We start from the raw sequence: 22657 nt of genomic DNA on the forward strand, positions 1-22657 counted from the left end.
GGCCGGAGTGCGGGCATGCCGAGCCTAGGCGAGGCACCGAGTGGTGGGGCAAAGACCTTTTGGTTACTTTTGGGGCGTTTGCCAAAAGTGACCCGCTGTAAGAGCGGAACCATAAGCCGCCGTTACCGCAGCAACGGATATGTACTCGATCAACCAACCAACCAACCAACCAACCAACCAACCCAAAACCCAAGCCCAAATAAAAGGCCTCGAACTAGCGAGGCCTTTTATTTGGGCTTCAATCTCTTCAACTCTGTGGCCTCATCCCTTGGGACATCCCAAACATGAACAACAACAACTCATGATCAGGCTTGGCCGCGACACCGACCTTGGCGATCCGCGGCATCGGGCATTGCTGCCCGACACCCTGCACCGCACTGAGGACTTGTGTCCGGGGCTGCTCCCAGGCAGCCAGGGCCAGGGCAGCTATGCCCAACGCCCCCAACAGAAACAAACCTCGTGCAATTTCTAGCTTCATTACGTTAAACCCTTGATAGCGCTGCCAAACGCCGTCTCGTAAAAGTAGCTCAGTTTTTGCCAGTCCGTAGCATTCCACGACGAATGGCGGCGTAACTGCAACATGTCATGCCGGGCCGCCCGCAAAGCGGTCAAGCGCTGCCGGCACTTCTCGAAATCCAGCAACGCCACCTCAACCTTCGCCGCGTCACCCTCACCTGTCACCCGCACAAAGATATGCTTGATATACAGGCAACCATGCTGCCAACGCCCCTTGTGCATCCGCGCCAACGTACCCGCGAGTTCCTTGAGCAAACGCTCATGCACCAACTCGCCATACTGCTCACGACCACCGGCGGCGTACCAGTTTTCAATCTCGTCGAAACCGTCCAGCGACGCCGTCACCAACAAGGCCTTCCATTGGTGCTCAGGATCGCGACGGGCCTCGCAGAACACCAACTCCGGCACGCGTACATCCAGTAAACGCAGGCCCTTCAGGGCATCACGCTCACGCAACACAGTGGGGCGCCCAAACGGATGAAGCCAACTGCGGTAGATATGGCCCGTCTGGCGCTTGCTATAGAGCAAACGCCCATGGGTGCCCGTCACCCGTTGCACACCACTTTCACCGCCGCGACGACGATTGGGCTCTTCGACCCACTCGCCCTGCTGGCGCCAGAAATAATCAAATCGCTCCTCGGGAGCTACTTCACTACCTGGTAAACACTCGACAGCCATCCTGTTACCTCTTGCGCAATACATACACTCGCCACATGGCGTAGAGCGGTATGAAGTCCAGGGATTCCTGAACACGGAAACCGGCTTGCTCAAACTCTGCCTCAACAGTAGCAGCCGGTAACACGAACCGATTTTGGTAACCTTCCTGCTCACCCTTGTTGCGACGCCGCACTTCGGCACGCTTGCGTTTCCACGCCTTGAAGTTGCCGTCCACCCACAGCGAGATAATCACGCTGTCTCGGGTAACACGCTGAAATTCGCGCAGTATTGCCAGCCTGTGCTCGGGGTCACCAATGTGGTGCATCAAGCGCATGCAGAAAATACTGTCGACCGCGTTATCTGGCAAATCGATATCAAAGGCAGACGTTTGCAAGGGGCGTACCCGTTTCACCACATCCGCCGGTTGGGCGACGGTGGCAATCTTCAACATCGACGCGGAGTTGTCGGCACCGATGATCACGCGGTTGGGCTTTTCGGCCAGCAACGGCCAGAAACGCCCGGCACCACATGGCAGGTCCAGCACCAGGCCAGGCTCACCGGCCATGGCCAGCGCACCACGAGCCAATTGCTCGTCGCGTTTGTGGGACAACCGGCGAGCCAGATTGTCCTGATGTTTGAGTAAATAATTCTGCGCGTGCTGATCGTCGTACTTTTCGGAAAATTCGAGCTTGATCGGGGTAGGCATCACCGGGTCTCCAGTTACTGATGCCTACAACCTTAAAAAGAATCCTGTGATCAACAGGTCAACACGTTGTGAAAAACTTGTCCTGTCGAATCGTATACATTACAAAACTTTGCAGACACAAGTCGTGGCATGGTGCCATCTTCGGCGAAAATCAAGAAGTCTGCCGCAGCTTAGCGGCAGGGCAGGCATCAGGCTTTGACCTGACTCAATTCGACGTGAAAGCGGCAGCCGTTGGGCTCCATGGTGCTGAGGCTGACGCTCCAACCCTGGTTCTCGCAGATGCGCTGAACCAAGGACAAACCCAGGCCAAGGCCTTCACCGCGCTTTTCACTGCCACGCACAAACGGTTCGAACATCGCTTCGCGCTTGTCCTCGGGAATGCCCACGCCAGTGTCTTCCACCACAAAACCGCTCGGTTCCAGGGTAAGGCGGATCAAGCCATGCTCGGTGTAGTGCAGGGCATTACGCAACAGGTTGCCCATGACCGCGTGCAGGAAGGTCGCGTTGTAGCGGGTATCCAGTGGATTGCCCGGTTGATAGATCAGCTCAAGGCCTTTGCGCTCGATCGGCTCACGCCAGATCCCCAGCAAGTCCTCGGCCACCTGGGCCAGGTTGGCCTGGGGCGACATGCCGGCCTCCTCGCGCTGGGCACGGGCCAGCATCAGGAAGGTCTGCACCAGTTCGCGCATTTCTTCACAGGCCCGCGCAATGCGCTCGACCTGCTTGCGGCCGCGCTGGTCAATCGCGGGGTTCTCCAGCAACAGTTCGCAGGAGCTGGCGAGCACCATCAGCGGGGTGCGCAATTCGTGGCTCACGTCACTGGTAAACAGCTGCTCCCGGGACAACGCCTGGCGCAAGCGGCCCAGGGTTGCATCGAAGGCCACGGCCAGTTCACCGACTTCATCGGCCGCATAATCCGGCGCCAGCGGGGGTGCCAGGCCAAGTAATTGGTCGCGATGCCGCACCTGGCGGGCCAGGCGTACGACCGGCGCCATTACCTTGCGCGCCAGTACCCAACCGAGAAATACCGCCAGCGCCAGGCTGAGTACAAACCCCACCAGCACGACAGCAAACAGCACGCGCTCGCGTTCTTCAAAATCGCTCTGGTCTTGCAGCAGGACATAACGGCGACCGTCAACGATTTCGACCATTGCGTGGTAGGAAAGCTGTTCGCGGAACACCTCGTGAAAACCGGCGTCGAGGTGGCGCAAGTCCTTGGGCAGTTCAAAATCGCCGGGGCCGCCGCTGAAGTAGAACAACTGGTCGGGCTCGGGGCGATGGCTCCAGTCCTCGACGCTGTCCATCAGCAGCAGCCGTTGCAAGTCACCGCCCAGGCCTGCCGATATGAGTTTTTCTTCCACCAGGTGCACCGTAGCGACGATGCCCATGGCGAAGGCCCCCGCCACCAGCGCGCTCATCAAGGCGAAGGCGATGATGATCCGTTGGGCAAGGCTTTGCTTAAACTCCATCACGACCCTCGGCCAGGCGATAACCCACACCGTGCACCGTTTGCAGCAACGGCTTGGCGAAGGGTTTATCAATCACCTGACGCAGTTGATGGACATGGCTGCGCAGGCTGTCGCTGTCCGGGCAGTCATCACCCCACAAGGCTTCTTCGAGAATCTCACGGCGCAATACATGCGGGCTTTTCTGCATCAGCACCGCCAGCAGCTTCAGGCCGACCGGGTTGAGCTTGAGCAGGCGCCCTTCGCGGGTGACTTCCAGGGTATCGAGGTCGTAGTTCAGGTCACCCACCTGCAAGGCACGGCGCCCGCCGCCCTGGGCACGACGCAGCACTGCTTCGATACGCGCGGCCAGCTCCGACAGCGCAAACGGCTTGAGCAGGTAGTCATCGGCGCCGGACTTGAAGCCCTGCAGCCGGTCATCCAGCTGGTCGCGGGCGGTGAGCATGATCACCGGCGTGTCCCGGCGCGCGTCTTCACGCAGGCGTTTGCACAGGGTGTAGCCATCAATGCCAGGCAGCATGATGTCGAGCACGATCAGGTCGTAATGTTCGGTGGCAGCCAGGTGCAGGCCCGACAAACCGTCCTGCGCACAGTCTACGGTGTAGCCCTTCAGCCCCAGGTAATCGGCCAGGTTGGCCAGAATATCGCGGTTGTCTTCAACCAATAAAATTCGCATGGGCAGTGTCTCCGTACGCGGTAACGGCCGTGTTGGCTCGCGCAGCTTAAGGCCAAGTATGGCTCACGGCTAGGCCTGAAGGCCGCGCCGATTACTGTTTTCAACCGATTGCGAGACTTAACGAGTTTTTCACTATAGGTTCACAACCTGACTACAGTGTCAGCGCGAAGATCGCGCCCATCGAAAATAAGGAACATTGACATGGGTTTTCCCAAAACAGCGCCAATGCGCTATTTGCTGTTGGTAACCGGTGCCTGGCTGGTGGTTTTTCTACTGACCCGCAGCGTGCTGCTGGTAACCCATCTGGATGAAGTGAGCGGTAACCTGCTGCCGGTATTCGGCGTGGGCCTGCTCTATGACCTCGGCTTCCTCGCCTATGCCGCCCTGCCCCTGGGCCTGTATTTGCTGCTGTGCCCGCCAGGCTTGTGGCGCCGTCGCGGCCATCGCTGGTTCCTGCAGGCGGTACTCACCGTCAGCCTGTTCGCCATGCTTTTCACCAGCGTGGCCGAATGGCTGTTCTGGGACGAGTTCGGCGTGCGCTTCAACTTTATTGCCGTGGATTACCTGGTCTACTCCAAGGAAGTGCTGAACAACCTGCTGGAGTCGTATCCGATCGGCAAGCTGCTGAGTCTGCTGGCCGTGATGGCGATCGTCTTGAGCGTGGCCTTGCGTAAACCGTTCAACGCGGCCATGGACGCGCCGTTGCCTGCGATGCGCAAGCGTCTGCTCAGTGCCCTTGGCCTGTTGCTGGTGGCCGGCCTGAGCCTGCAACTGATCAACCAGGACAGCCCGCGCAGCCAGGGCGGTAACGCCTACAACAACGAATTGGCCAGCAACGGCCCCTATCAGTTCTTCGCCGCTTTCCGTAACAACGAACTGGACTACACCCAGTTCTACAAGAGCCTGCCGGCGGATGTAGTCGCCAAGCAGTTGCGCGCCGAACTCAGCGAGCCCAACGCACGGTTTATCGGCACGGATCCGCTGGATATCCGTCGCGCCATTACCAACCCGGGCACGCTGCGCAAACCCAACATTGTGCTGGTGACCATCGAAAGCTTCAGTGCCAAGTACATGGGCAGCAACGGCGACCCGAATAACCTCACGCCCAACCTCGATGCGCTGCGCAAACAGAGCCTGTACTTCAATAACTTCTACGCCACCGGCACCCGCACCGACCGCGGCCTGGAAGCTATCACCCTGGCCATCCCGCCAACGCCCGGGCGCTCCATCGTCAAGCGTATCGGCCGGGAAAGCGGTTTCGGCAGCCTGGGCCAGCAGCTCAACGCCATCGGCTACGACAGCGTGTTTGTCTACGGCGGCCGGGGCTACTTCGACAACATGAACGCGTTTTTCAGCGGCAACGGTTACCGCGTGGTCGACCAGAGCAGCGTGCCCGAATCCGAAATCAGCTTTAAAAACGCCTGGGGCATGGCCGACGAAGACCTCTATAAACAGACGCTGAAACTGGCGGACGCCGACTACGCCAAGCAGCAACCATTCCTGCTGCAACTGATGACCACCTCCAACCACCGTCCGTATACCTATCCGGCTGGCCGCATTGATATCAAATCCGGTGACGGTCGCGACGGCGCGGTGAAGTACACCGACCATGCCATCGGCCAGTTCCTGGAGGCGGCGCGCCAGAAACCCTGGTTCGACAACACGATCTTTATTTTCGTCGCCGACCACACGGCGGGCAGCGCCGGCAAGGAAGACCTGCCGATGGTCAATTACCAGATCCCGCTCTTCATCTACGCACCCAAACTGGTAGACGCCGGCGAGAACGCGAAGCTGGCCAGCCAGATCGACCTCGCCCCGACCCTGCTGGGCTTGCTGAACCTGAGCTACGAGTCGACGTTCTTTGGCCGCAACCTGCTGCAAGACAACCCGCTGCCGCCACGGGTAGTGGTCGGCAATTACCAGTACCTGGGGTTGTTCGACGGCAAGGACCTGGCGATTCTCAGCCCGCGCCAAGGCTTGCGTCGGCATGACCAGGCCCTGGGCGACAGCCACGAAATCCGCGTTGGCAGCGATGACCCGTTGATCCAGCGGGCCATCACCTACTACCAGGGCGCCAGTTATGGCTACAAGCAACAGTTGCTGAGCTGGAGGGTGCCCAAGGACGAGGTTCCCCAAGTGAGTACACGCTAACCAAAATGCCCCGGCCAGGTCTGACCGGGGCTTTTTTTAGAGTCTGAGTTCACCATGCACGCAATCGCTGTTCGTCCGTTATCCCAACCCCTCAACTTCTGGCTGTGCCTCGGTGTGCCTGCCGTTCTGGCGGTGGCCATGTTGCTGCTGGAGCTGACGTCGCTGGACATGGACATCGCCAGGCTGTTTTACGACGCGTCCGAAGGCGGCTTCGTGGGCCGGCACAGTTTTTTTCTGGAGGACATTCTTCACGATCGCGCCAAGCAGATGGTGATCGTGTTTTCGGTGCTGGCAATCGCCGGGTTTGCCGGGGCCTTTGTCTTTGAGCGACTCAAACCCTATCGCCGAGAACTGGGCTGCCTGGTGCTGTCGCTGGCACTGGCCACCTCGTTCGTTTCACCGTTGAAGACGGTGACCGGGGTGCAATGCCCGTGGAGCGTCAAGGAGTTTGGCGGCCAGGAGACGTACAGCAAACTGCTGAGCCCCAGGCCGCCGACCGACAAGCCTGGCCGTTGCTGGCCGGGCGGACATGCGGCGACCGGGTTTGCGCTGTTTGCGTTGTTTTTTGCCCTGAGGGATCGCCGACCGCGGATGGCGCGCTCGGCGTTCCTGTTTGCGCTGGGCCTGGGCACGGTGCTTTCGGTGAGCCGCACGATGCAAGGGGCGCACTTTCTTTCCCACAACGTGTGGACGGCAATTTTCAGCTGGCTGATTTGTTTGGGCGCCTATTACTTCCTGCTGTACCGGCCGGTGAAAACACCGCAGCCCGCCTTCCGCAAGCAGCCCGTGACGCCGTGATGAACAGCCCTTGCCTAGCCGGGGGCAAGGGCGCAACACTCTGCGCACTTTTTGGCAACGATCCTGCTGAGCCATGTCCGATACCCTGTTGCTGATCGAAGACGACCTGCCCCTGGCGGCACTGACGGCCGAGTTCCTGCGCGCCGAAGGCTTTAGCGTTGCAGTGGAACACCGTGGCGACCGCGCCGCCCAGCGTATCCAGGATGAACAGCCGGCACTGTTGATCCTCGATGTGATGCTGCCGGGCATCGACGGTTTTACCCTGTGCCGACAGATTCGCGACCACTACCCCGGGCTGATCCTGATGATGACGGCCCTGGACGAGAACGCCGAACAATTGGTGGGGTTTGCCGCCGGGGCCGACGACTACGTGGTCAAGCCGATCGACCCGCAACTGTTGCTGGCAAGGATCCGCTCGCTGCTGCGCCGCCATCCCCAGGCCCCCCGCAGTTACTACCAGTGGGGCGCTTTTCGGCTGGACCTGAACAACCACTTCGCCTGGCTTGGCGAGGCGCCCTTGCAGTTTTCGGTGGCCGAATTCGAGTTGCTCGCCATCTTTGCCCGCCATTGCGGCGTATTGCTGACCCGGGAAAAACTGCTCCAGCGCCTGCGCGGCCTGGAGTACGACGGGCTGAACCGGTCGATTGATATGCGGGTGTCGCGCTTGCGCAAAAAGCTGATGAGCCTTGAGTGCCCCGTGACCATCCAGACCATCACGGCGCAGGGATACCTGTTCGTCGAAATCCCGACGGGGAGCCAGCATGCTGTCTAAAGTTCGCCCGTGGATGGCCATCGCGGCCGGCACCAGCTGGGCCGCCCTCACTTTTTACCTGTTGTGGTTGTGCTCGAACGCCTCGGTGTTTATCGGGGACTACAGTTTTCTGCGGCTGATGGCCGGGCCGGGTTATCTGGTTGCCGAGCAACTCAAGGCCTTGCCCGCCGAACAACGGGAAGCGCGCATCGAGTCACTGCAAGCACGCTTTCAGTACCCGGTGAGCCTGGTGAAAAAGGATGATATCGAGCTGCCGCCTGAAGCTATTGTGATGCTCGACCACCATCAGCCGGCGCAGAACAGTGATGAGGACGTCACCTACTTCCCGCTGGACGATGACACGGTGATTCAATTCGGTCCCTTGTGGGGAACTGCCGAAGTGAAGGACCTGCTGCAATATCCGGTGTACTGGGTGACCGCCTGTGTCGCCGGCCTGCCGGTACTGCTGTTTCTCTGGATTGCCCTGCGTGCCCGGCGCAAATACACCCATGACCTCGATGCCCTTAATGCCTGCATTGCTACCCTCGCCCGCTCGCCCAACACGCTGCTGCCCGCGATGAGCCAGGAGTGGGCGCCGCTGCTGCTGACCTTGCAACGGCATGCGCTGGATATCAGCTCGATGGGCGAACGCCACCGGGAGGTTTCCCAGGCGGTGTCCCACGAACTGCGCACACCCCTGGCGCGGATGCGTTTTGCCCTGGCACTGCTGAGTAAAAGCGCCGACCCCGACACCCGCACCCGCCTGCAAGAGCGCCTGCACACCGATATCGAAGAACTGGAGTCGCTGGTTCGCGCCAGCCTCGCCTTTGCCCGGCTGGCCGATGCACCCAGCGACCTGCAGCATGAGCCAATCAATCTCCATGCCTGGCTGCAGCAGGAGTTTGCCCTGCTGGACGGGCACCATCGATTGCTGACCCTGGACACCGACCCGGCCGACCTGGAACTGATCGGCGACCGCGCCCTGCTGCATCTGATCGTGCGCAACCTGTTAAGCAACGCCATTAACTACGCCCGCGAACGGGTGAACGTCAGCGCTGCGTGCCAGGGCCAGCACCTGGTGCTGCATGTGGATGATGACGGCCCGGGCGTGCTGCCGGAAAACCGCGAAAAGATCTTCGAACCCTTCGTGCGCCTGGCCATGGGCGGCGACGAGCCCAGCGGGTTTGGCCTCGGCCTGGCACTGGCCAAGCGCGCCACCCACTGGCACGGTGGTGAGCTGTCGATCACCCGCAGCCCGTTGGGCGGCGCACGCCTGACCCTGACCCTCGCACTGCGCCCGGCCTAGGCTGTTACAGCCTGTGACAGTGGAACATCCGCGCTGCCGCTAACCTCGCGACCTTGCCCTTTGGATCAGGTTGGAGAGTCAGCTCATGCGTCACCCTAGACGGCATCTGCCCACGCTGCTGTTATCACTGTGCATGGCCGCCGGTTCATGGTCAGGCGGCGTTGCGGCCCAGAATGTCCACGCGCCCTACTACCCCGGCACCATCCTGCCCAATCGCCAGCCCCAGGCGACCATGGATCAACAACTGGTCACGTTCTACAAGGACTGGAAGGCGGTTTACCTGTCGGGGGAATGCGGCAGCGGCCGGTATTTCATCAAGGTCAACGCCGACCACAAACCCGTGGGTGGTGGCGCCGCGCCCAACACCATCACCGTGTCCGAGGCCCATGGCTACGGCATGCTGCTCACTGTAATGATGGCCGACTACGATGACGAGGCCCAACGGACTTTCGACGGCATGGTGCGCTACTTCCAGGATCACCCGGCAGCGTCCGATCCCGGCCTGATGGCCTGGAACCAGACCGAGGGATGCGGCGACTCCACCGACCCTTTCCGTGGTGACGTCAGTGCCACCGATGGCGACCTGGACATCGCCTACGCCCTGTTGCTGGCCGATCAGAAATGGGGCAGCGAGGGCTCCATTGACTATCGCAGCGAGGCCAACACGGTGATGGCGGCGATCATGAAACACGAGGTGCACCCCAGGACTCAGCACCTGATGCTCGGCGACTGGGCCGGTACCGACGGTGACGCAGAGCTTGAGTACACCACCCGCAGCTCGGACTTCATGCAGTCGCACCTCTACAGCTTTTTCACCATGACCGGGGACAAGCGCTGGCAGGCGGTGCGCGACAAGACCTATTCGATCATCAGTGACTTTACCCAACGGTACAGCGCCAACAGCGGGCTGGTGCCGGACTTCATCAGCCACCTGGACACCTCGATCACCCCGGCGCGGCCCGATCTGGTGGAAGGCCCATACGACGGCAGCTATTCGTGGAACGCGGCCCGCTACCCGTGGCGCATCGGCCTGGATTACCTGATGTACGGTGACCCGCGTGCGCTGTACACCTTGACCACCTTCAACCGCTGGGCACGCGCCACCACCCACGATGAGCCGGGCAACTTCAACAGTGGTTACCGGATCGACGGCAGTTCAATCGAGGAAGCGCAGAATGAGCCAGCCTTTGTGGCGGCGCTCGGGGTCAGCGCAATGATCAGCCCCGACAATCAGCTGTGGCTCAATAACCTTTGGGACAACCTGCAACGCCGGTCCATCCGTGACCATGACTATTACGGCAATACCCTCAAACTGCTGGGCATGGTGGTCATGTCCGGCCATTGGGAGCGGCCCCAACCGGCGCCCCTCAAAAAAACCGCACACGTGCCTGTCCATCCGTCATCCGGCACTGCGGCACCGGGACCCGTGGCATCTTTGCCGCCCGCCTCGCACCTGATGCTGGCTCGCGGCTTCATGTTCAAGAAACTGCTGGGGCGTCGCGGCGTCAGCTGAGGCGTGCGCGTAAAGAGAGACGCGGAGCGTCCCTGGCGGCATTCCCACGCAGAGCGTGGGAACGATCAGCATAAAAAAACCCCGCCTGCATCGCTGCAGGCGGGGTTTTTCAGTATCGGGGTAAGGCTGGCTTACATCATGCCGCCCATGCCGCCCATACCGCCCATGTCTGGCATACCGCCGCCAGCTGGAGCATCTTCTTTGATCTCGGCGATCATTGCTTCAGTGGTGATCATCAGGCTGGCAATCGACGAAGCCGCTTGCAGAGCCGAACGAGTCACTTTAGCCGGGTCCAGGATGCCCATTTCGATCATGTCGCCGTATTCGCCGGTAGCAGCGTTGTAACCGAAGTTACCCGAACCCTGCTTGACCTTGTCGACCACTACGCTTGGCTCGTCGCCGGAGTTGGCAACGATCTGGCGCAGAGGTGCTTCAACAGCACGACGCAGCAGAGCGATACCGACGTCTTGGTCAGCGTTGTCGCCTTTCAGCTCGGAGATAGCCTGCAGAGCGCGAACCAGCGCCACGCCACCGCCAGGTACCACGCCTTCTTCAACGGCTGCACGGGTAGCGTGCAGGGCGTCTTCAACGCGGGCTTTCTTCTCTTTCATTTCAACTTCGGAACCCGCGCCAACCTTGATCACTGCAACGCCGCCGGACAGCTTGGCCAGACGCTCTTGCAGTTTTTCACGGTCGTAGTCGGAAGTGGTATCAGCCACTTGAGCGCGGATCTGGGTAACACGTGCCTGGATGTCAGCTTCAACACCAGCACCGTCGATCACGGTGGTGTTTTCCTTGGTCACGGTGACGCGCTTGGCATTACCCAGGTGTTCCAGGGTAGCGCTTTCCAGGCTCAGGCCGATCTCTTCGGAGATAACGGTACCGCCAGTCAAAACAGCGATGTCCTGCAGCATGGCCTTGCGACGATCGCCGAAACCAGGTGCCTTGACAGCAACCACTTTCACGATACCGCGCATGTTGTTCACAACCAGAGTCGCCAGGGCTTCGCCTTCAACGTCTTCGGAAACGATCAGCAGTGGGCGGCCGGCCTTGGCAACAGCTTCCAGAACTGGCAGCAGTTCACGGATGTTGGAGATCTTCTTGTCAACCAGCAGGATCAGCGGGCCGTCGAGCTCGGCGGTCATGGTGTCTGGCTTGTTGACGAAGTACGGGGACAGGTAGCCACGGTCGAACTGCATGCCTTCAACAACCGACAGTTCGTTTTCCAGGCCCGAGCCTTCTTCAACGGTGATCACGCCTTCTTTACCGACTTTTTCCATGGCTTCGGCAATGATGTCGCCGATGGAGCTGTCGGAGTTGGCCGAGATAGTGCCGACCTGAGCGATTGCCTTGGTGTCAGCGCATGGCTTGGACAGGGACTTCAGCTCTTTGACAATGGCGATGGTCGCCTTGTCGATGCCACGTTTCAGGTCCATCGGGTTCATGCCGGCAGCGACGGCTTTCAGGCCTTCGTTGACGATCGACTGAGCCAGGACGGTAGCGGTGGTGGTGCCGTCGCCTGCGTCATCGTTGGCACGGGAGGCAACGTCTTTGACCAGCTGCGCGCCCATGTTTTCGAAGCGATCTTTCAGCTCGATTTCTTTGGCGACGGAAACGCCGTCCTTGGTGATGGTCGGAGCGCCGAAGCTCTTCTCGATGATCACGTTACGGCCTTTAGGGCCCAGGGTCGCTTTTACTGCGTCAGCCAGGACGTTCACACCGGCGAGCATTTTCTTACGGGCGGAATCGCCGAATTTAACTTCTTTAGCAGCCATGATCGATATTCCTTAAATACTTTGTAGTAACGGGAAGATGAGCGGGGAAATCAGCCTTCCAGAACAGCGAGAATCTCGTTCTCAGCCATTACCAGCAGGTCTTCGCCGTCGATTTTCACAGTGTTGCTGCCGGAGTAAGGGCCGAAAACAACCTTGTCACCCACTTTCACAGCCAGCGCACGTACTTCACCGTTTTCCAGGGTCTTGCCTGGGCCAGCAGCGAGAATCACACCGTGGTTGGCTTTCTCAGCAGCCGAACCTGGCAGCACGATACCGCCAGCGGTTTTCTTTTCTTCTTCACTGCGACGGATGACGACGCGGTCATGCAGAGGACGAAGCTTGCTCATTGTCGATCTCTCCTAATTGTGTTTTTCATCGGCCGGTGTCAATTCCGGCTAGTTAAATTCCGGCGGTGCCGGTCGCGGTTCGCGGCGCGAAACGCGGAAGTCTGTCTGGTGTCGCCACCAGAAACCTTGCGGTGACCGTTACATAAGGGCGCATAAGCTTATTACAAGGGTACCGAGATGAAAATTTTTGTGTCGGGGGGCGTCTTCAAAAGACGCACGGCACCCGCGGGTGCCGTGCCAGTGAGAAGATTACTTGGGGTCGCGGTGTTCGAACTCACCTTCGATCACGTCACCTTCACGCCCCAGGGGCTGGCGCGGGGCCGGGCCGCCACGGGGTTGCAGGTCGTCGGCAAAGGCGCGCTGGCGAATGGCAGCCTCTTCGGCACGCTGGCGCATCTTGCCCGCCAGCACTTTGCGAGTGAATGGCAGCAACATCACCAGGCCAACCACATCGCTGATAAAGCCCGGCAGGATCAGCAGGCCACCGGCCAATGCCATCATCAGGCCTTCGAGCATGGTCTGGGCCGGCAGCTCGCCGCGATTCAGGCTTTCACGGGCACGCAGCGCCGTGGCCAGGCCGGCGACGCGCAGCACCAGTACGCCGAGCATCGAGCCGAGAATGATCAGCAGCAGCGCCGGGAAAAACCCGATTGCCCCGCTGACTTGTACGAACACGAACAGCTCAAGCACCGGAAACAACAAAAAAAGCAACAAAAAAGGGCGCATCAAATGGTTCCTCAACGCAAGAATGCCTTGCTACTTCACCTTAGATGACGTCGCCGTTTCGTGAATTCAAGCTTCAGCGGCTGCTTTTTTCGGCCAGACCTCGGCGTGAGCCAGGAAAACCAAGGCTTCGCGTACTTGTGTCGGCGTGTTGCAAGGCTCGGCAAAGGGCAGCCAATAGAGGGCCTGGCCAATGCGCAAGTGCATGCCTTCGCTGTCGATACCGGCCAGTTGCGCAGGCTCGGAGGTCGGCAGGCCGGCCAGTTCGACATAGTGGGCAATCGCCTTGGTGTGGTCGCTGTTCATGTGCTCGACCATGCTCAGTTCGGCCTTGCCGGCAAACGGATTGGCCAGGGTCAGTTGGTCGACCCAGTGGATCGCGCCGAACCCGCCGATATAACGATGGCGCACCGGCTTGAGCACCCAGAAGTCAAAATCATGGGCCTTGTGGTAGTTCGCCGAGTCCGGGAAATAGCGGTAATAACGCTCGGCGGCGGCTTCAATCGCAGCGCCGTCTTCGAGCTTTTCGGCCTCGGCGAGGTAGGTCAGGCGCCCTACCGCTTGCACGTCGTCCGCCTCACGCTCACCGACCAGCAACGAGCACTTGGGGTCTTTCTGCAGGTTATGGGTGTGCTGGGCGATACGGCTGATCAGGATCAGCGGCCGGCCCTCGGCGTCCAGGCAATACGGCACCACCGAGCCAAACGGGAAACCGGGCATGGCCTTGGACAAGGTGGCGAGTGCCCCACGGTATTCCTTGAGCAGTAGTTCTCGGGCATTCTTGGCAACGTGCGCGCTCAACTTATGACTCCTTCGATAAATTTCGTCAAAAAACAAACCTGGATAGCCGCTTAATTCTGCCCACAGGACTTGCGAATGCATCTCAACGACAAAGTAATCATTATCACCGGCGGTTGCCAGGGTTTGGGCCGCTCCATGGCCGAGTATTTTGCCGCCAAAGGCGCCAACCTGGCGCTGGTGGACCTCAATCAGGAAAAACTCGACCAGGCGGTGGCCGCCTGCCAGGCCCATGGGGTGAAGGCACGCGCCTATCTGTGCAACGTGGCGAATGAAGAGCAGGTGACCCACACCGTGGCACAGATCGCCGAAGACTTCGGTGCGATCAACGGCTTGATCAACAACGCCGGGATCTTGCGTGATGGCTTGCTGCTCAAGGTCAAGGACGGCGAGATGACCAAGATGAGCCTGGCCCAGTGGCAGGCGGTGATCGATGTCAACCTCACCGGGGTGTTCCTGTGCACCCGTGAGGTGGCGGCGAAAATGGTGGAGCTGAAGAACCAGGGCACCATTATCAACATCTCGTCGATCTCGCGGGCCGGCAATGTCGGGCAGACCAACTACTCCGCCGCCAAGGCCGGTGTAGCGGCCGCCACTGTGACCTGGGCCAAGGAGCTGGCGCGCTACGGCATCCGCGTGGCGGGCATCGCACCGGGGTTTATCGAGACCGAGATGACCCTGGGCATGAAGCCCGAGGCCTTGGAGAAGATGACCGCCGGCATTCCCCTCAAGCGCATGGGGCGGCCTGAGGAGATTGCCCATTCAGCGGCGTATATCTTCGAGAACGACTACTACACCGGGCGGATTCTGGAAATGGACGGCGGGTTACGCCTTTAATTACCAGGCGGCTCGTTACCAGGCGACGCCGAACCCTGCGGTGTAGCGGGTCTTGCTCAACGCGCTTTCCGAGTCGCCACTAATAATGTCGCGCTCGGCCTTGAGGTTGAGGGAGGCCCACTCGGTGACTTTGTAGCGCAAGCCCATTTCCGCATCCAGGGAGTACTCGGACGGCCCGGCCAGCGGCTTGCCCACTTCGCCATTGGTGAAGAATTCAACGGTCTTGCCCACCAGGTAGCGGTTGTAGTTCCACTTCATGGCCAGCGAATAGAAGTTGTCCTTGCCGCCGTCCTGGTATTCATAGTCGGTGCGGTTGACCAGCGAACCGAGGGAGAACGCGCCCAGTTCGTCATCCCAGAATTGGTAGCCCGGGCCGGTACCCACGGTGCGCTGGCGGGACAGGTCCTCGACCTTGTCGCGCTTGTAGGTCAAGCGGCCCTGCCAGAACCAGTGTTCGGTAATAAACCGGTCCAGGTCGTACTCCAGCGCCCAGTTGTCGGTGGTGGTCACGTCGTCCTGGAATTCGCGGTTGTACTCGCCCTCGGCGGTATGGCGCCACTGGCCATGGCGGGCAGTGGTCTTGAAGTCGATGTCGTAGTCGTTGGTGTCTTTTTCCGCGCGCTTGTAGTCCAGCGCCATATCGACATTGCCCTTCCACACCAGGTCCTCGATCACCGGCTTGGGCTTGATGATCTGCTGGATGCTCGCCAGCTCGACGGTCTTGGGCGCCTCGCCGTTGGCCAGGATGACCTTGCCATCGTCGGCCGGCTGCAGGGACTTGGCCTTCTCACCGCTGTAGGCATCCTGCTTGACCAGCAATTCCTGATCGCTCTCCAGGGTCTTGACCTGCTTCCAGTCCACCGGGATCGCGCCGGCATAGTCGGTCTGGATCAGCAGCTTGCCACCGTCGAAAACCTTGATCTTGCCGGTCAGGCGGTCACCGTTCTTCAACCAGACGGTGTCGGCGAGCAACGGGGTGGAGGCGCTGAAGACAGCGAGGCACAGCAGGGTTCTGGACAACATAAGCGGATATGGGGCTCGAGTTTGACGAAAAAACGGGCATTATCGGGGTGGATAACTTCTTAGCAAGGACTGACTCGGGTATTCGTATCGAGTTCCGCTCTCAGCCCCCCATTTTGCAGAAAATTCTTACAAATAGACGGATATTTTCATCGGATATGCCACCGTGAACGAACTGACCGACGCTCCGCAAAGCCCCGCTGAAATGCGCCGCACCGTGCTGTACCTGACCCTCGCCCAAGTGCCCGAAGGCTGCGTGATCAGCTACGGGGAGCTGGCACACCTCGCCGGTTTGGGTCGTGCCGCACGTTGGGTGGGTCGCACCCTGAGCCAACTGCCCGAGGACACCAAACTGCCCTGGCATCGCGTGCTGGGTGCCGGTGGTCGGATAAGTCTGCCGGTGGGCAGTGCCTCGGGTGACGAGCAACGTGCGCGTTTGCGCGGCGAAGGCGTCAGCATCCTGAACAATCGTGTTGATATTCAGCGTCATGGCTGGCGCCCGGTAGAGCACAGCGGTTAGAGTGCGCGCTTTATTTGCGTAATTCTGAGGCAGACTCCAGCCCATGCCCCGTAAAACCTGGCGCGCCGCGCTCGCCGCCTATGCCAGCCCCTCGACGTTAGTGCTGTTGCTGCTCGGCTTTGCTGCCGGCTTGCCTTACATGTTGGTGTTCTCGACGCTCTCGGTATGGTTGCGCGAGGCCGGCGTGGCCCGCGAAACCATCGGTTATGCGAGCCTGATCGGCCTGGCCTATGCCTTCAAGTGGGTCTGGTCGCCCCTGCTCGACCAATGGCGCCTGCCACTGCTCGGCAAGCTCGGACGTCGTCGCTCCTGGCTGGTACTGTCCCAGACGCTGGTGATCCTCGGATTGATCGGCATGGGTTTCTGTGATCCGCAAAAGCATCTGTCCTGGCTGATCGCCATCGCCGTGATCGTGGCCTTCGCTTCCGCCACGCAAGACATCGCCGTAGACGCCTACCGCCTGGAAATCGCCAGCGACAGCCAGCAGGCCGCGCTTGCCGCCAGCTATATGTCCGGTTATCGCGTGGCCGCGCTGCTTGCCACCGCAGGTGCGCTGTTTTTTGCCGAAGGCTTCGGTTCCACCGGGTTCAACTACAAGCACTCGGCATGGGCCGGTACGTACGTGCTGTTTGGTGCACTGATGGTGCCTGCGCTGCTGACCACGCTGTTCATGCGCGAACCCAATGTGCCGCTGCGTACCCAATTGCAGGCCGGGCGCTACAGCTTTGCTCACCAGCTGGTCTCGGTGTTCGTGTTGATCGTGCTGCTGGTGTCGGTGCCGGCGATGTTCACCCAGTTGTACAACACTGATTTCGCCAGCGTGCTGTTCCATGGGGTCAGCCTGCTGGACCTGCTGCTGGAAGATCGCGCGTTCCTGCGGGCCATCCTCTACATCATCCTGACCACGCTGTGCCTGTCGACCATGGGCCGCCGGGGCCTGGCGCCGGTGCTCACGCCGGTCAACGACTTTATCCTGCGCTACCGCTGGCAGGCCTTCCTGCTGTTGGGGCTGATTGCCACCTACCGCATGTCGGACACGGTAATGGGCGTAATGGCCAACGTGTTCTATATCGACCAGGGCTTTACCAAGGACCAGATCGCCGGTGTCAGCAAAGTCTTCGGCCTGATCATGACCTTGCTGGGTGCCGGCATGGGTGGCCTGTTGATCGTGCGCTTCGGGATTCTGCCGATCCTGTTCATCGGCGGCATTGCATCGGCCGGCACCAACCTGCTGTTCGTGATGCTCGCCGACATGGGCCCGGACCTGCAGATGCTGATTTTCACCATTTCCCTGGATAACTTCAGTTCAGGCATGGCGACCTCGGCGTTTGTCGCGTACCTGTCGAGCCTGACCAACCTGAAGTTCTCCGCCACCCAATACGCCCTGCTCAGCTCGATCATGCTGCTGCTGCCGCGCTTGATCGGCGGGTATTCGGGGGTGATGGTCGAGAAGTTCGGTTACCACAACTTCTTCATGATCACCTGCCTGCTGGGTGTGCCGACGCTGGTCCTGATCGCCTTGCACTGGTTTCAGGAAAGCCGGCGGATTCGCTTGAATCCTCCCGAGGAAAACGAATCACTGTAGGAGCTGGCTTGCCTGCGATTGCATCACCGCGGTGTAACTGACACACCGTGTTGCCTGCATCGCAGGCATGCCAGCTCCCACAGAAGCCCTGCTCCAGCAACCAGATGCCTGTACGTCGGCAGCAAGCGCCCGTACAATCCCAAGTCATTTCAAGTCCAAGCAACCGACAACGGCCTACCATGCGCACCAGTCAATATTTGCTCGCCACACAGAAAGAAACGCCTTCCGACGCGGTCGTGATCAGCCATCAGCTGATGCTGCGCGCCGGCATGATCCGCAAACTGGCCTCGGGCCTGTACACCTGGCTGCCCATGGGCTTGAAGGTGATGCGCAAGGTCGAAGCCATCGTTCGTGAAGAAATGAACGCTGCCGGCTCTCTGGAAGTGTTGATGCCGAGCACCCAACCGGCTGAGCTGTGGCAGGAATCCGGGCGCTGGGAAGAGTACGGCCCTGAATTGCTGCGCTTCAAGGATCGTCATGGCCGGGACTTCTGCGCCGGCCCGACCCACGAAGAAGTGATCACCGACCTGATGCGCAACGAGTTGAGCAGCTACAAGCAGCTGCCCCTCAACCTGTATCAGATCCAGACCAAGTTCCGTGACGAAATCCGCCCACGCTTCGGTTTGATGCGCGGCCGCGAATTCATCATGAAGGACGCCTATTCGTTCCACGCTGACCAGGCGTCCCTGCAGGTCACCTACGACCGCATGCACACCGCCTACTGCAATGTGTTCACGCGCCTGGGCCTGAAATTCCGCCCGGTTGAAGCGGACAACGGCTCCATCGGCGGTGCCGGCTCCCACGAGTTCCACGTGCTGGCCGAGTCCGGTGAAGACGACATCGTGTTCAGCAACGGTTCCGACTACGCGGCAAACATCGAGAAAGCCGAAGCCGTGCCACGGGAAACTTCCCGCCCTGCGCCAAGCGAAGAGCTGCGCCTGGTGGACACGCCCGAGACCAAGACCATCGCGGCCCTGGTGGAAAAATTCAATCTGCCGATTGAAAAGACCATCAAGACCCTGATCGTGCGCGCCGAGGAAGAAGGCAAGCTGATCGCCCTGGTAATCCGCGGCGACCACGAGCTCAACGAAATCAAGGCCGCCCAGCAGCCAGGCGTTGCCAGCCCGCTGGTCATGGCCACCGACGCCGAACTGCGTGACGCCATTGGCGCCGGTGCCGGTTCCCTGGGCCCGCTGAACCTGCCATTGCCGATCATCATCGACCGTTCGGTAGAGCTGATGAGCGACTTCGGCATCGGTGCCAACATCGATGACAAGCACTACTTTGGCGTGAACTGGGAACGTGACCTGCCGGTTCCGACCGTGGCCGACCTGCGCAACGTGGTGGCCGGCGACCCAAGCCCGGACGGCAAGGGCACCCTGGAAATCAAGCGCGGCATCGAAGTCGGGCACATCTTCCAGCTGGGCAACAAGTACAGCAAGGCGATGAAGTGCGAAGTGCTGGGCGAGAACGGCAAGCCGATCACCCTGGAAATGGGCTGCTACGGCATTGGCGTATCCCGCGTGGTTGCGGCTGCCATCGAGCAGAACAACGACGAGAAAGGCATCATCTGGAGCGACGCCCTGGCGCCATTCCAGGTTGCCCTGGTACCGCTGCGCTACGAAACCGAGCAAGTACGCGAAGCCACCGACAAACTGTATGCCGAACTCACAGCTGCCGGTTTTGAAGTGCTGCTGGATGATCGGGACAAGAAAACCAGCCCAGGCATCAAGTTCGCCGACATGGAATTGATTGGCATCCCGCACCGGATCGTGGTCAGTGACCGCGGCCTGGCCGATGGCAATCTGGAATACAAGAGCCGGACCGAAGCCGAGGCCCAACCGTTGCCGGTGGCTGACGTGCTGTCTTTCCTTCAGGCGCGTATTCGTCGCTGAAAACCAGATCAAGAGTCGTCATGTTCAAGCGAAACACCATAGCCCTGGGGGGCGCCACGTTATGTGGCGCCCTGCTGGTCAGCGGCTGCGCCAACCAAATGTCGCAACGCAGCGAGCACGAGGAACGCATCGAGCGCAAATTGCTCGATCACAGCCTGCAGATCGACGTGGGCGAGCCGAAGGTGCTGGAGCTGCCGCAACGCCGGGTGCGCATTCACGAGCAAAAGACCTTTGAGGTCACCGAGTTCGAAGTTACCCGTCGCTACGACCGCTACACGCCCTACCAGCCCTGGCGCAAACTCTATGAGATGCCCCTGGGCGCGGTCGCGCTCGTGGCGGGCGTCGGCGCCAACGTGGCGAATGTGTTTGCCCTGGGCAACCTGCCTGCCAGCATGACCCGGGATTGGCTCAGCTATGGCGTGGACGGGCTCAACCCGTTCATGAACGTGCAATCCAACGGCCGTGCGCAACAGAACCTGGCGGGTATCGATGAAGTCCAGCGCGACAAGCGCGTGGAGTATTCGAGCCTGCCCTGGAGCGAGCGCCCGGTACAGGTGACTGCCGGCAAGCAAACCCATGAGCTGACCACCGACCGCGATGGCGTGCTGCGCCTGAACCTGTTGGACAGCCCGTTTGCCGAGCAGGACCTGAACCGCATCAGCACCCTGAAGATCAGTGTTGAAGATGCCCAGGATGACGTGCACTCGGACTCATCCCTGGCCATCAGCGGCACCCTGCGGGGCAAATTGCTCGAAGCTCACGGTTTGATCTATGACGACCTGGAAGACGACGAGGTCAACGAGTGGGTGCACCGGGTCAAGCGCCTGTCGGAGCTGGGCCTGGAAGAAGAAGCCAGCGAGCTGGAACAGAGCCTGATCGAACTGACCCGCAATGATCCGGAGTTGCAGCAGGAATTCCTGCAGGCCTTGACCAAGGATGCCGGACGCCTGGTGGCGGATCCCGGAGCACGCTGAAGCCTTTAAATGTGGGAGCGGGCTTGCTCGCGAATGCGGCGTGTCAGCCAGCACATGCGTCAACTGACACACCGCATTCGCGAGCAAGCCCGCTCCCACATTTGGCTTTCGGTTTCTACCAGGGAAATTGGAGCTGCTCGTTGCCGTTGCTCAAATCCAGCAAACGCACGCCTATTCCCAGCAATCGCACCGGCTTGTCGCCGCGATTGAACGCCTGGGTCAGCAACTGCCGGTAGCTCTCCAGGTCCCGCCCCGCCCCCGCCTGCTCCAGGGTGGTCTGGGTAAAGTCGTGAAACTTCACTTTGACGAACGGCTTGCCCGCCCGATAACTGCTGTCGATGCGCGCCATGCGCCCGGCCAGGGTGTCCATCAGCTCCGGCAGTTTTTCCAGGCAACTGGGCAAGTCCGGCAGGTCGACATCGTAGGTATTTTCCACGCTGATGGATTGCCGGCGGCTGTCGTTCTGCACCACCCGGTCATCAATCCCACGCGCCAGGCTCCAAAGCCGCTCGCCAAAACTGCCGAACTCTCGCACCAGCGCCAGCTTGTTCCACTCCCGCAGTTGCAGGCAGTCCTCGATCCCCAGCCGCGCCAACTTGTCGGCCGTCACCTTGCCCACGCCGTGGAGCTTTTTCACCGGCAGCGCCGAGACAAAGTCTTCCACCTGGTCGGGGGTGATCACAAACAGTCCGTTGGGCTTTTTCCAGTCGCTGGCGATCTTGGCGAGAAATTTGTTCGGCGCCACGCCCGCGGAAACGGTGATGTGCAACTGGTTGGAGACCCGCCGGCGAATGTCCTGGGCAATGCGCGTGGCACTGCCGCCAAAATGCGGGCTGTCGGAGACGTCCAGGTAGGCTTCGTCCAGGGACAACGGTTCGATCAGGTCGGTGTAGTCGCGAAAGATCGTCTGGATTTCCTTTGATGCTTCTTTATAAGCATCCATGCGCGGCTTGACGATGGTCAGGTCCGGGCACAGCTTCAGGGCATGGCGGGACGACATGGCCGAACGCACACCATAGGCCCGTGCTTCATAGTTGCAGGTGGCGATCACCCCGCGACGGTCTGCCGAGCCACCGACAGCCAGGGGCTTTTGCGCCAGGGTCGGGTCGTCGCGCATCTCGATGGCGGCGTAGAAGCAATCACAGTCGACGTGGATGATTTTGCGCTGCGTCATATATAAGGCAGTGGTTCTGGGCAGAAAACGGACAGGCCGGCAGTATCTCACTCACACCTGTATATAGCACCAGTAGTTTGAATCTTCCGCTTAAGCGGTAGGAAAATTCGCAGGTGAATTCATTTTCTCAATCGAAACACACCCCCCAATAGAGCTGAAAGCCTCGGCCAGACTGGCCCCGCGGCCTATCAAGGGGCAACCTTGGAGAGCTAACCGATTGAACCACAAGCGCTTTTCTTTGAATCAGCGGTTGACACACTCGCGTTCCTCTGTAGAATGCCGACACACAGACGCGGGATGGAGCAGTCTGGTAGCTCGTCGGGCTCATAACCCGAAGGTCGTCGGTTCAAATCCGGCTCCCGCAACCAAACATCAAAAAAGGCTACTCGAAAGAGTGGCCTTTTTTGTGCCTGTCTATTTTAGCCCTCGCGTCGATTGTCTGACAAAAAACCTTTCCCAATCGCGCACT

Annotated in this window: 21 protein-coding genes and 1 tRNA gene; 11 read left to right on the forward strand and 11 right to left on the reverse strand. The window is 60.2% G+C overall.

The genetic code is table 11. From position 1 onward, the window contains the following. Positions 1-247 precede the first annotated feature (247 nt). The 5 genes from HX805_RS17150 to colR form a co-directional block, all read right to left on the reverse strand. The gene (locus HX805_RS17150; RefSeq protein WP_008433604.1) at positions 248-478 is read right to left on the reverse strand and encodes a hypothetical protein; all 231 of its coding nucleotides are present in this window, start codon (positions 476-478) and stop codon (positions 248-250) included. After that, positions 478-1194 carry a lipopolysaccharide kinase InaA family protein gene (locus HX805_RS17155; RefSeq protein ID WP_008433603.1) on the reverse strand — a complete coding sequence of 239 codons (717 nt, stop codon included), beginning with the start codon at positions 1192-1194 and terminating at the stop codon, positions 478-480. Before HX805_RS17155 ends, HX805_RS17150 begins: the two co-directional genes overlap by 1 nt. A 4-nt stretch (positions 1195-1198) precedes the next feature. After that, entirely contained in the window at positions 1199-1879 is a 681-nt protein-coding gene (locus HX805_RS17160; RefSeq protein WP_008433602.1) for a class I SAM-dependent methyltransferase, read from the reverse strand. 188 nt (positions 1880-2067) lie between these two features. Next, positions 2068-3348, reverse strand: coding sequence for a HAMP domain-containing sensor histidine kinase (locus HX805_RS17165; protein ID WP_008433601.1), 1281 nt, complete (start codon positions 3346-3348; stop codon positions 2068-2070). Continuing rightward, on the reverse strand, positions 3338-4021 hold the full coding sequence (gene colR, locus HX805_RS17170; RefSeq protein ID WP_003208587.1) for a two-component system response regulator ColR: 684 nt from the start codon (positions 4019-4021) through the stop codon (positions 3338-3340). The genes HX805_RS17165 and colR overlap by 11 nt, the downstream gene beginning before the upstream one ends. A 201-nt stretch (positions 4022-4222) precedes the next feature. On the opposite strand from colR, the gene HX805_RS17175 reads away from it, so the two are divergent. The 5 genes from HX805_RS17175 (at position 4223) to HX805_RS17195 (ending at position 10540) form a co-directional block, all read left to right on the forward strand. Then, positions 4223-6172 carry an LTA synthase family protein gene (locus HX805_RS17175; RefSeq protein WP_177117116.1) on the forward strand — a complete coding sequence of 650 codons (1950 nt, stop codon included), beginning with the start codon at positions 4223-4225 and terminating at the stop codon, positions 6170-6172. A gap of 54 nt (positions 6173-6226) precedes the next feature. Beyond that, positions 6227-6970: a phosphatase PAP2 family protein gene (locus tag HX805_RS17180; RefSeq protein ID WP_177081964.1), complete on the forward strand. Its 744-nt coding sequence runs from the start codon at positions 6227-6229 to the stop codon at positions 6968-6970. A gap of 73 nt (positions 6971-7043) precedes the next feature. Next, the gene (locus HX805_RS17185; RefSeq protein WP_003208592.1) at positions 7044-7742 is read left to right on the forward strand and encodes a response regulator transcription factor; all 699 of its coding nucleotides are present in this window, start codon (positions 7044-7046) and stop codon (positions 7740-7742) included. Next, positions 7732-9027, forward strand: coding sequence for a HAMP domain-containing sensor histidine kinase (locus HX805_RS17190; protein WP_177022732.1), 1296 nt, complete (start codon positions 7732-7734; stop codon positions 9025-9027). The genes HX805_RS17185 and HX805_RS17190 overlap by 11 nt, the downstream gene beginning before the upstream one ends. Positions 9028-9112: 85 nt before the next feature. Next, a complete protein-coding gene (locus HX805_RS17195; RefSeq protein ID WP_177117117.1) occupies positions 9113-10540 on the forward strand; it encodes a glycosyl hydrolase family 8 in 1428 nt (475 codons plus the stop codon). A gap of 131 nt (positions 10541-10671) precedes the next feature. Here HX805_RS17195 and groL read toward each other — a convergent pair whose 3' ends face one another. The 4 genes from groL to HX805_RS17215 all read right to left on the reverse strand — a co-directional run bounded on the left by groL (position 10672) and on the right by HX805_RS17215 (position 14186). Then, positions 10672-12315 carry a chaperonin GroEL gene (gene groL / locus HX805_RS17200; RefSeq protein ID WP_003208597.1) on the reverse strand — a complete coding sequence of 548 codons (1644 nt, stop codon included), beginning with the start codon at positions 12313-12315 and terminating at the stop codon, positions 10672-10674. A 50-nt stretch (positions 12316-12365) separates the two neighbouring features. Next, positions 12366-12662, reverse strand: coding sequence for a co-chaperone GroES (gene groES, locus HX805_RS17205; protein ID WP_003208599.1), 297 nt, complete (start codon positions 12660-12662; stop codon positions 12366-12368). 249 nt (positions 12663-12911) lie between these two features. Then, complete coding sequence (locus tag HX805_RS17210; protein WP_003208601.1) at positions 12912-13388, reverse strand: FxsA family protein; 477 nt, start codon at positions 13386-13388, stop codon at positions 12912-12914. A gap of 66 nt (positions 13389-13454) precedes the next feature. Further along, positions 13455-14186 (reverse strand): HugZ family protein, encoded by a 732-nt coding sequence (locus HX805_RS17215; protein WP_003208603.1) that lies wholly within the window; start codon positions 14184-14186, stop codon positions 13455-13457. 75 nt (positions 14187-14261) lie between these two features. Here HX805_RS17215 and HX805_RS17220 point away from each other — a divergent pair, with 75 nt between their 5' ends. After that, the gene (locus HX805_RS17220; protein WP_003208604.1) at positions 14262-15020 is read left to right on the forward strand and encodes an SDR family oxidoreductase; all 759 of its coding nucleotides are present in this window, start codon (positions 14262-14264) and stop codon (positions 15018-15020) included. A 15-nt stretch (positions 15021-15035) separates the two neighbouring features. Here HX805_RS17220 and HX805_RS17225 read toward each other — a convergent pair whose 3' ends face one another. Next, on the reverse strand, positions 15036-16043 hold the full coding sequence (locus HX805_RS17225) for a DUF481 domain-containing protein (RefSeq protein WP_003208606.1): 1008 nt from the start codon (positions 16041-16043) through the stop codon (positions 15036-15038). Positions 16044-16245: 202 nt separating this feature from the next. Here HX805_RS17225 and HX805_RS17230 point away from each other — a divergent pair, with 202 nt between their 5' ends. From HX805_RS17230 to HX805_RS17245, 4 genes are all read left to right on the forward strand, one after another. Then, the gene (locus HX805_RS17230; RefSeq protein ID WP_218166212.1) at positions 16246-16560 is read left to right on the forward strand and encodes an MGMT family protein; all 315 of its coding nucleotides are present in this window, start codon (positions 16246-16248) and stop codon (positions 16558-16560) included. 43 nt (positions 16561-16603) lie between these two features. Next, the gene (locus tag HX805_RS17235) at positions 16604-18145 is read left to right on the forward strand and encodes an AmpG family muropeptide MFS transporter (protein ID WP_008433581.1); all 1542 of its coding nucleotides are present in this window, start codon (positions 16604-16606) and stop codon (positions 18143-18145) included. A gap of 179 nt (positions 18146-18324) precedes the next feature. Then, positions 18325-20040, forward strand: coding sequence for a proline--tRNA ligase (locus HX805_RS17240; protein WP_008433579.1), 1716 nt, complete (start codon positions 18325-18327; stop codon positions 20038-20040). Positions 20041-20060: 20 nt separating this feature from the next. Beyond that, the gene (locus HX805_RS17245; RefSeq protein ID WP_003208616.1) at positions 20061-21014 is read left to right on the forward strand and encodes a hypothetical protein; all 954 of its coding nucleotides are present in this window, start codon (positions 20061-20063) and stop codon (positions 21012-21014) included. Between the two features lie 115 nt (positions 21015-21129). Here the strand turns inward: HX805_RS17245 and dinB are convergent, their stop codons facing one another. After that, positions 21130-22188 (reverse strand): DNA polymerase IV, encoded by a 1059-nt coding sequence (dinB, locus tag HX805_RS17250; RefSeq protein ID WP_003208617.1) that lies wholly within the window; start codon positions 22186-22188, stop codon positions 21130-21132. 291 nt (positions 22189-22479) lie between these two features. Between dinB and HX805_RS17255 the strand changes: the two genes are divergently transcribed. Beyond that, positions 22480-22556 (forward strand) — tRNA-Met (locus HX805_RS17255). Positions 22557-22657 lie beyond the last annotated feature (101 nt).

This window comes from Pseudomonas sp. G5001, assembly GCF_013385475.1.
Taxonomy (GTDB): domain Bacteria; phylum Pseudomonadota; class Gammaproteobacteria; order Pseudomonadales; family Pseudomonadaceae; genus Aquipseudomonas.

Coding starts and splice junctions, on each gene's coding strand:
- HX805_RS17230 (WP_218166212.1), top strand. CDS start 16,246: ATGCGCCGCACCGTGCTGTACCTGACCCTCGCCCAAGTGCCCGAAGGC.
- HX805_RS17155 (WP_008433603.1), bottom strand. CDS start 1,194: ATGGCTGTCGAGTGTTTACCAGGTAGTGAAGTAGCTCCCGAGGAGCGA.
- HX805_RS17150 (WP_008433604.1), bottom strand. CDS start 478: ATGAAGCTAGAAATTGCACGAGGTTTGTTTCTGTTGGGGGCGTTGGGC.
- HX805_RS17245 (WP_003208616.1), top strand. CDS start 20,061: ATGTTCAAGCGAAACACCATAGCCCTGGGGGGCGCCACGTTATGTGGC.
- HX805_RS17235 (WP_008433581.1), top strand. CDS start 16,604: ATGCCCCGTAAAACCTGGCGCGCCGCGCTCGCCGCCTATGCCAGCCCC.
- groES (WP_003208599.1), bottom strand. CDS start 12,662: ATGAGCAAGCTTCGTCCTCTGCATGACCGCGTCGTCATCCGTCGCAGT.
- HX805_RS17165 (WP_008433601.1), bottom strand. CDS start 3,348: ATGGAGTTTAAGCAAAGCCTTGCCCAACGGATCATCATCGCCTTCGCC.
- HX805_RS17210 (WP_003208601.1), bottom strand. CDS start 13,388: ATGCGCCCTTTTTTGTTGCTTTTTTTGTTGTTTCCGGTGCTTGAGCTG.
- HX805_RS17160 (WP_008433602.1), bottom strand. CDS start 1,879: ATGCCTACCCCGATCAAGCTCGAATTTTCCGAAAAGTACGACGATCAG.
- dinB (WP_003208617.1), bottom strand. CDS start 22,188: ATGACGCAGCGCAAAATCATCCACGTCGACTGTGATTGCTTCTACGCC.
- HX805_RS17180 (WP_177081964.1), top strand. CDS start 6,227: ATGCACGCAATCGCTGTTCGTCCGTTATCCCAACCCCTCAACTTCTGG.
- HX805_RS17175 (WP_177117116.1), top strand. CDS start 4,223: ATGGGTTTTCCCAAAACAGCGCCAATGCGCTATTTGCTGTTGGTAACC.
- colR (WP_003208587.1), bottom strand. CDS start 4,021: ATGCGAATTTTATTGGTTGAAGACAACCGCGATATTCTGGCCAACCTG.
- HX805_RS17240 (WP_008433579.1), top strand. CDS start 18,325: ATGCGCACCAGTCAATATTTGCTCGCCACACAGAAAGAAACGCCTTCC.
- HX805_RS17225 (WP_003208606.1), bottom strand. CDS start 16,043: ATGTTGTCCAGAACCCTGCTGTGCCTCGCTGTCTTCAGCGCCTCCACC.
- HX805_RS17190 (WP_177022732.1), top strand. CDS start 7,732: ATGCTGTCTAAAGTTCGCCCGTGGATGGCCATCGCGGCCGGCACCAGC.
- HX805_RS17195 (WP_177117117.1), top strand. CDS start 9,113: ATGCGTCACCCTAGACGGCATCTGCCCACGCTGCTGTTATCACTGTGC.
- HX805_RS17185 (WP_003208592.1), top strand. CDS start 7,044: ATGTCCGATACCCTGTTGCTGATCGAAGACGACCTGCCCCTGGCGGCA.
- groL (WP_003208597.1), bottom strand. CDS start 12,315: ATGGCTGCTAAAGAAGTTAAATTCGGCGATTCCGCCCGTAAGAAAATG.
- HX805_RS17220 (WP_003208604.1), top strand. CDS start 14,262: ATGCATCTCAACGACAAAGTAATCATTATCACCGGCGGTTGCCAGGGT.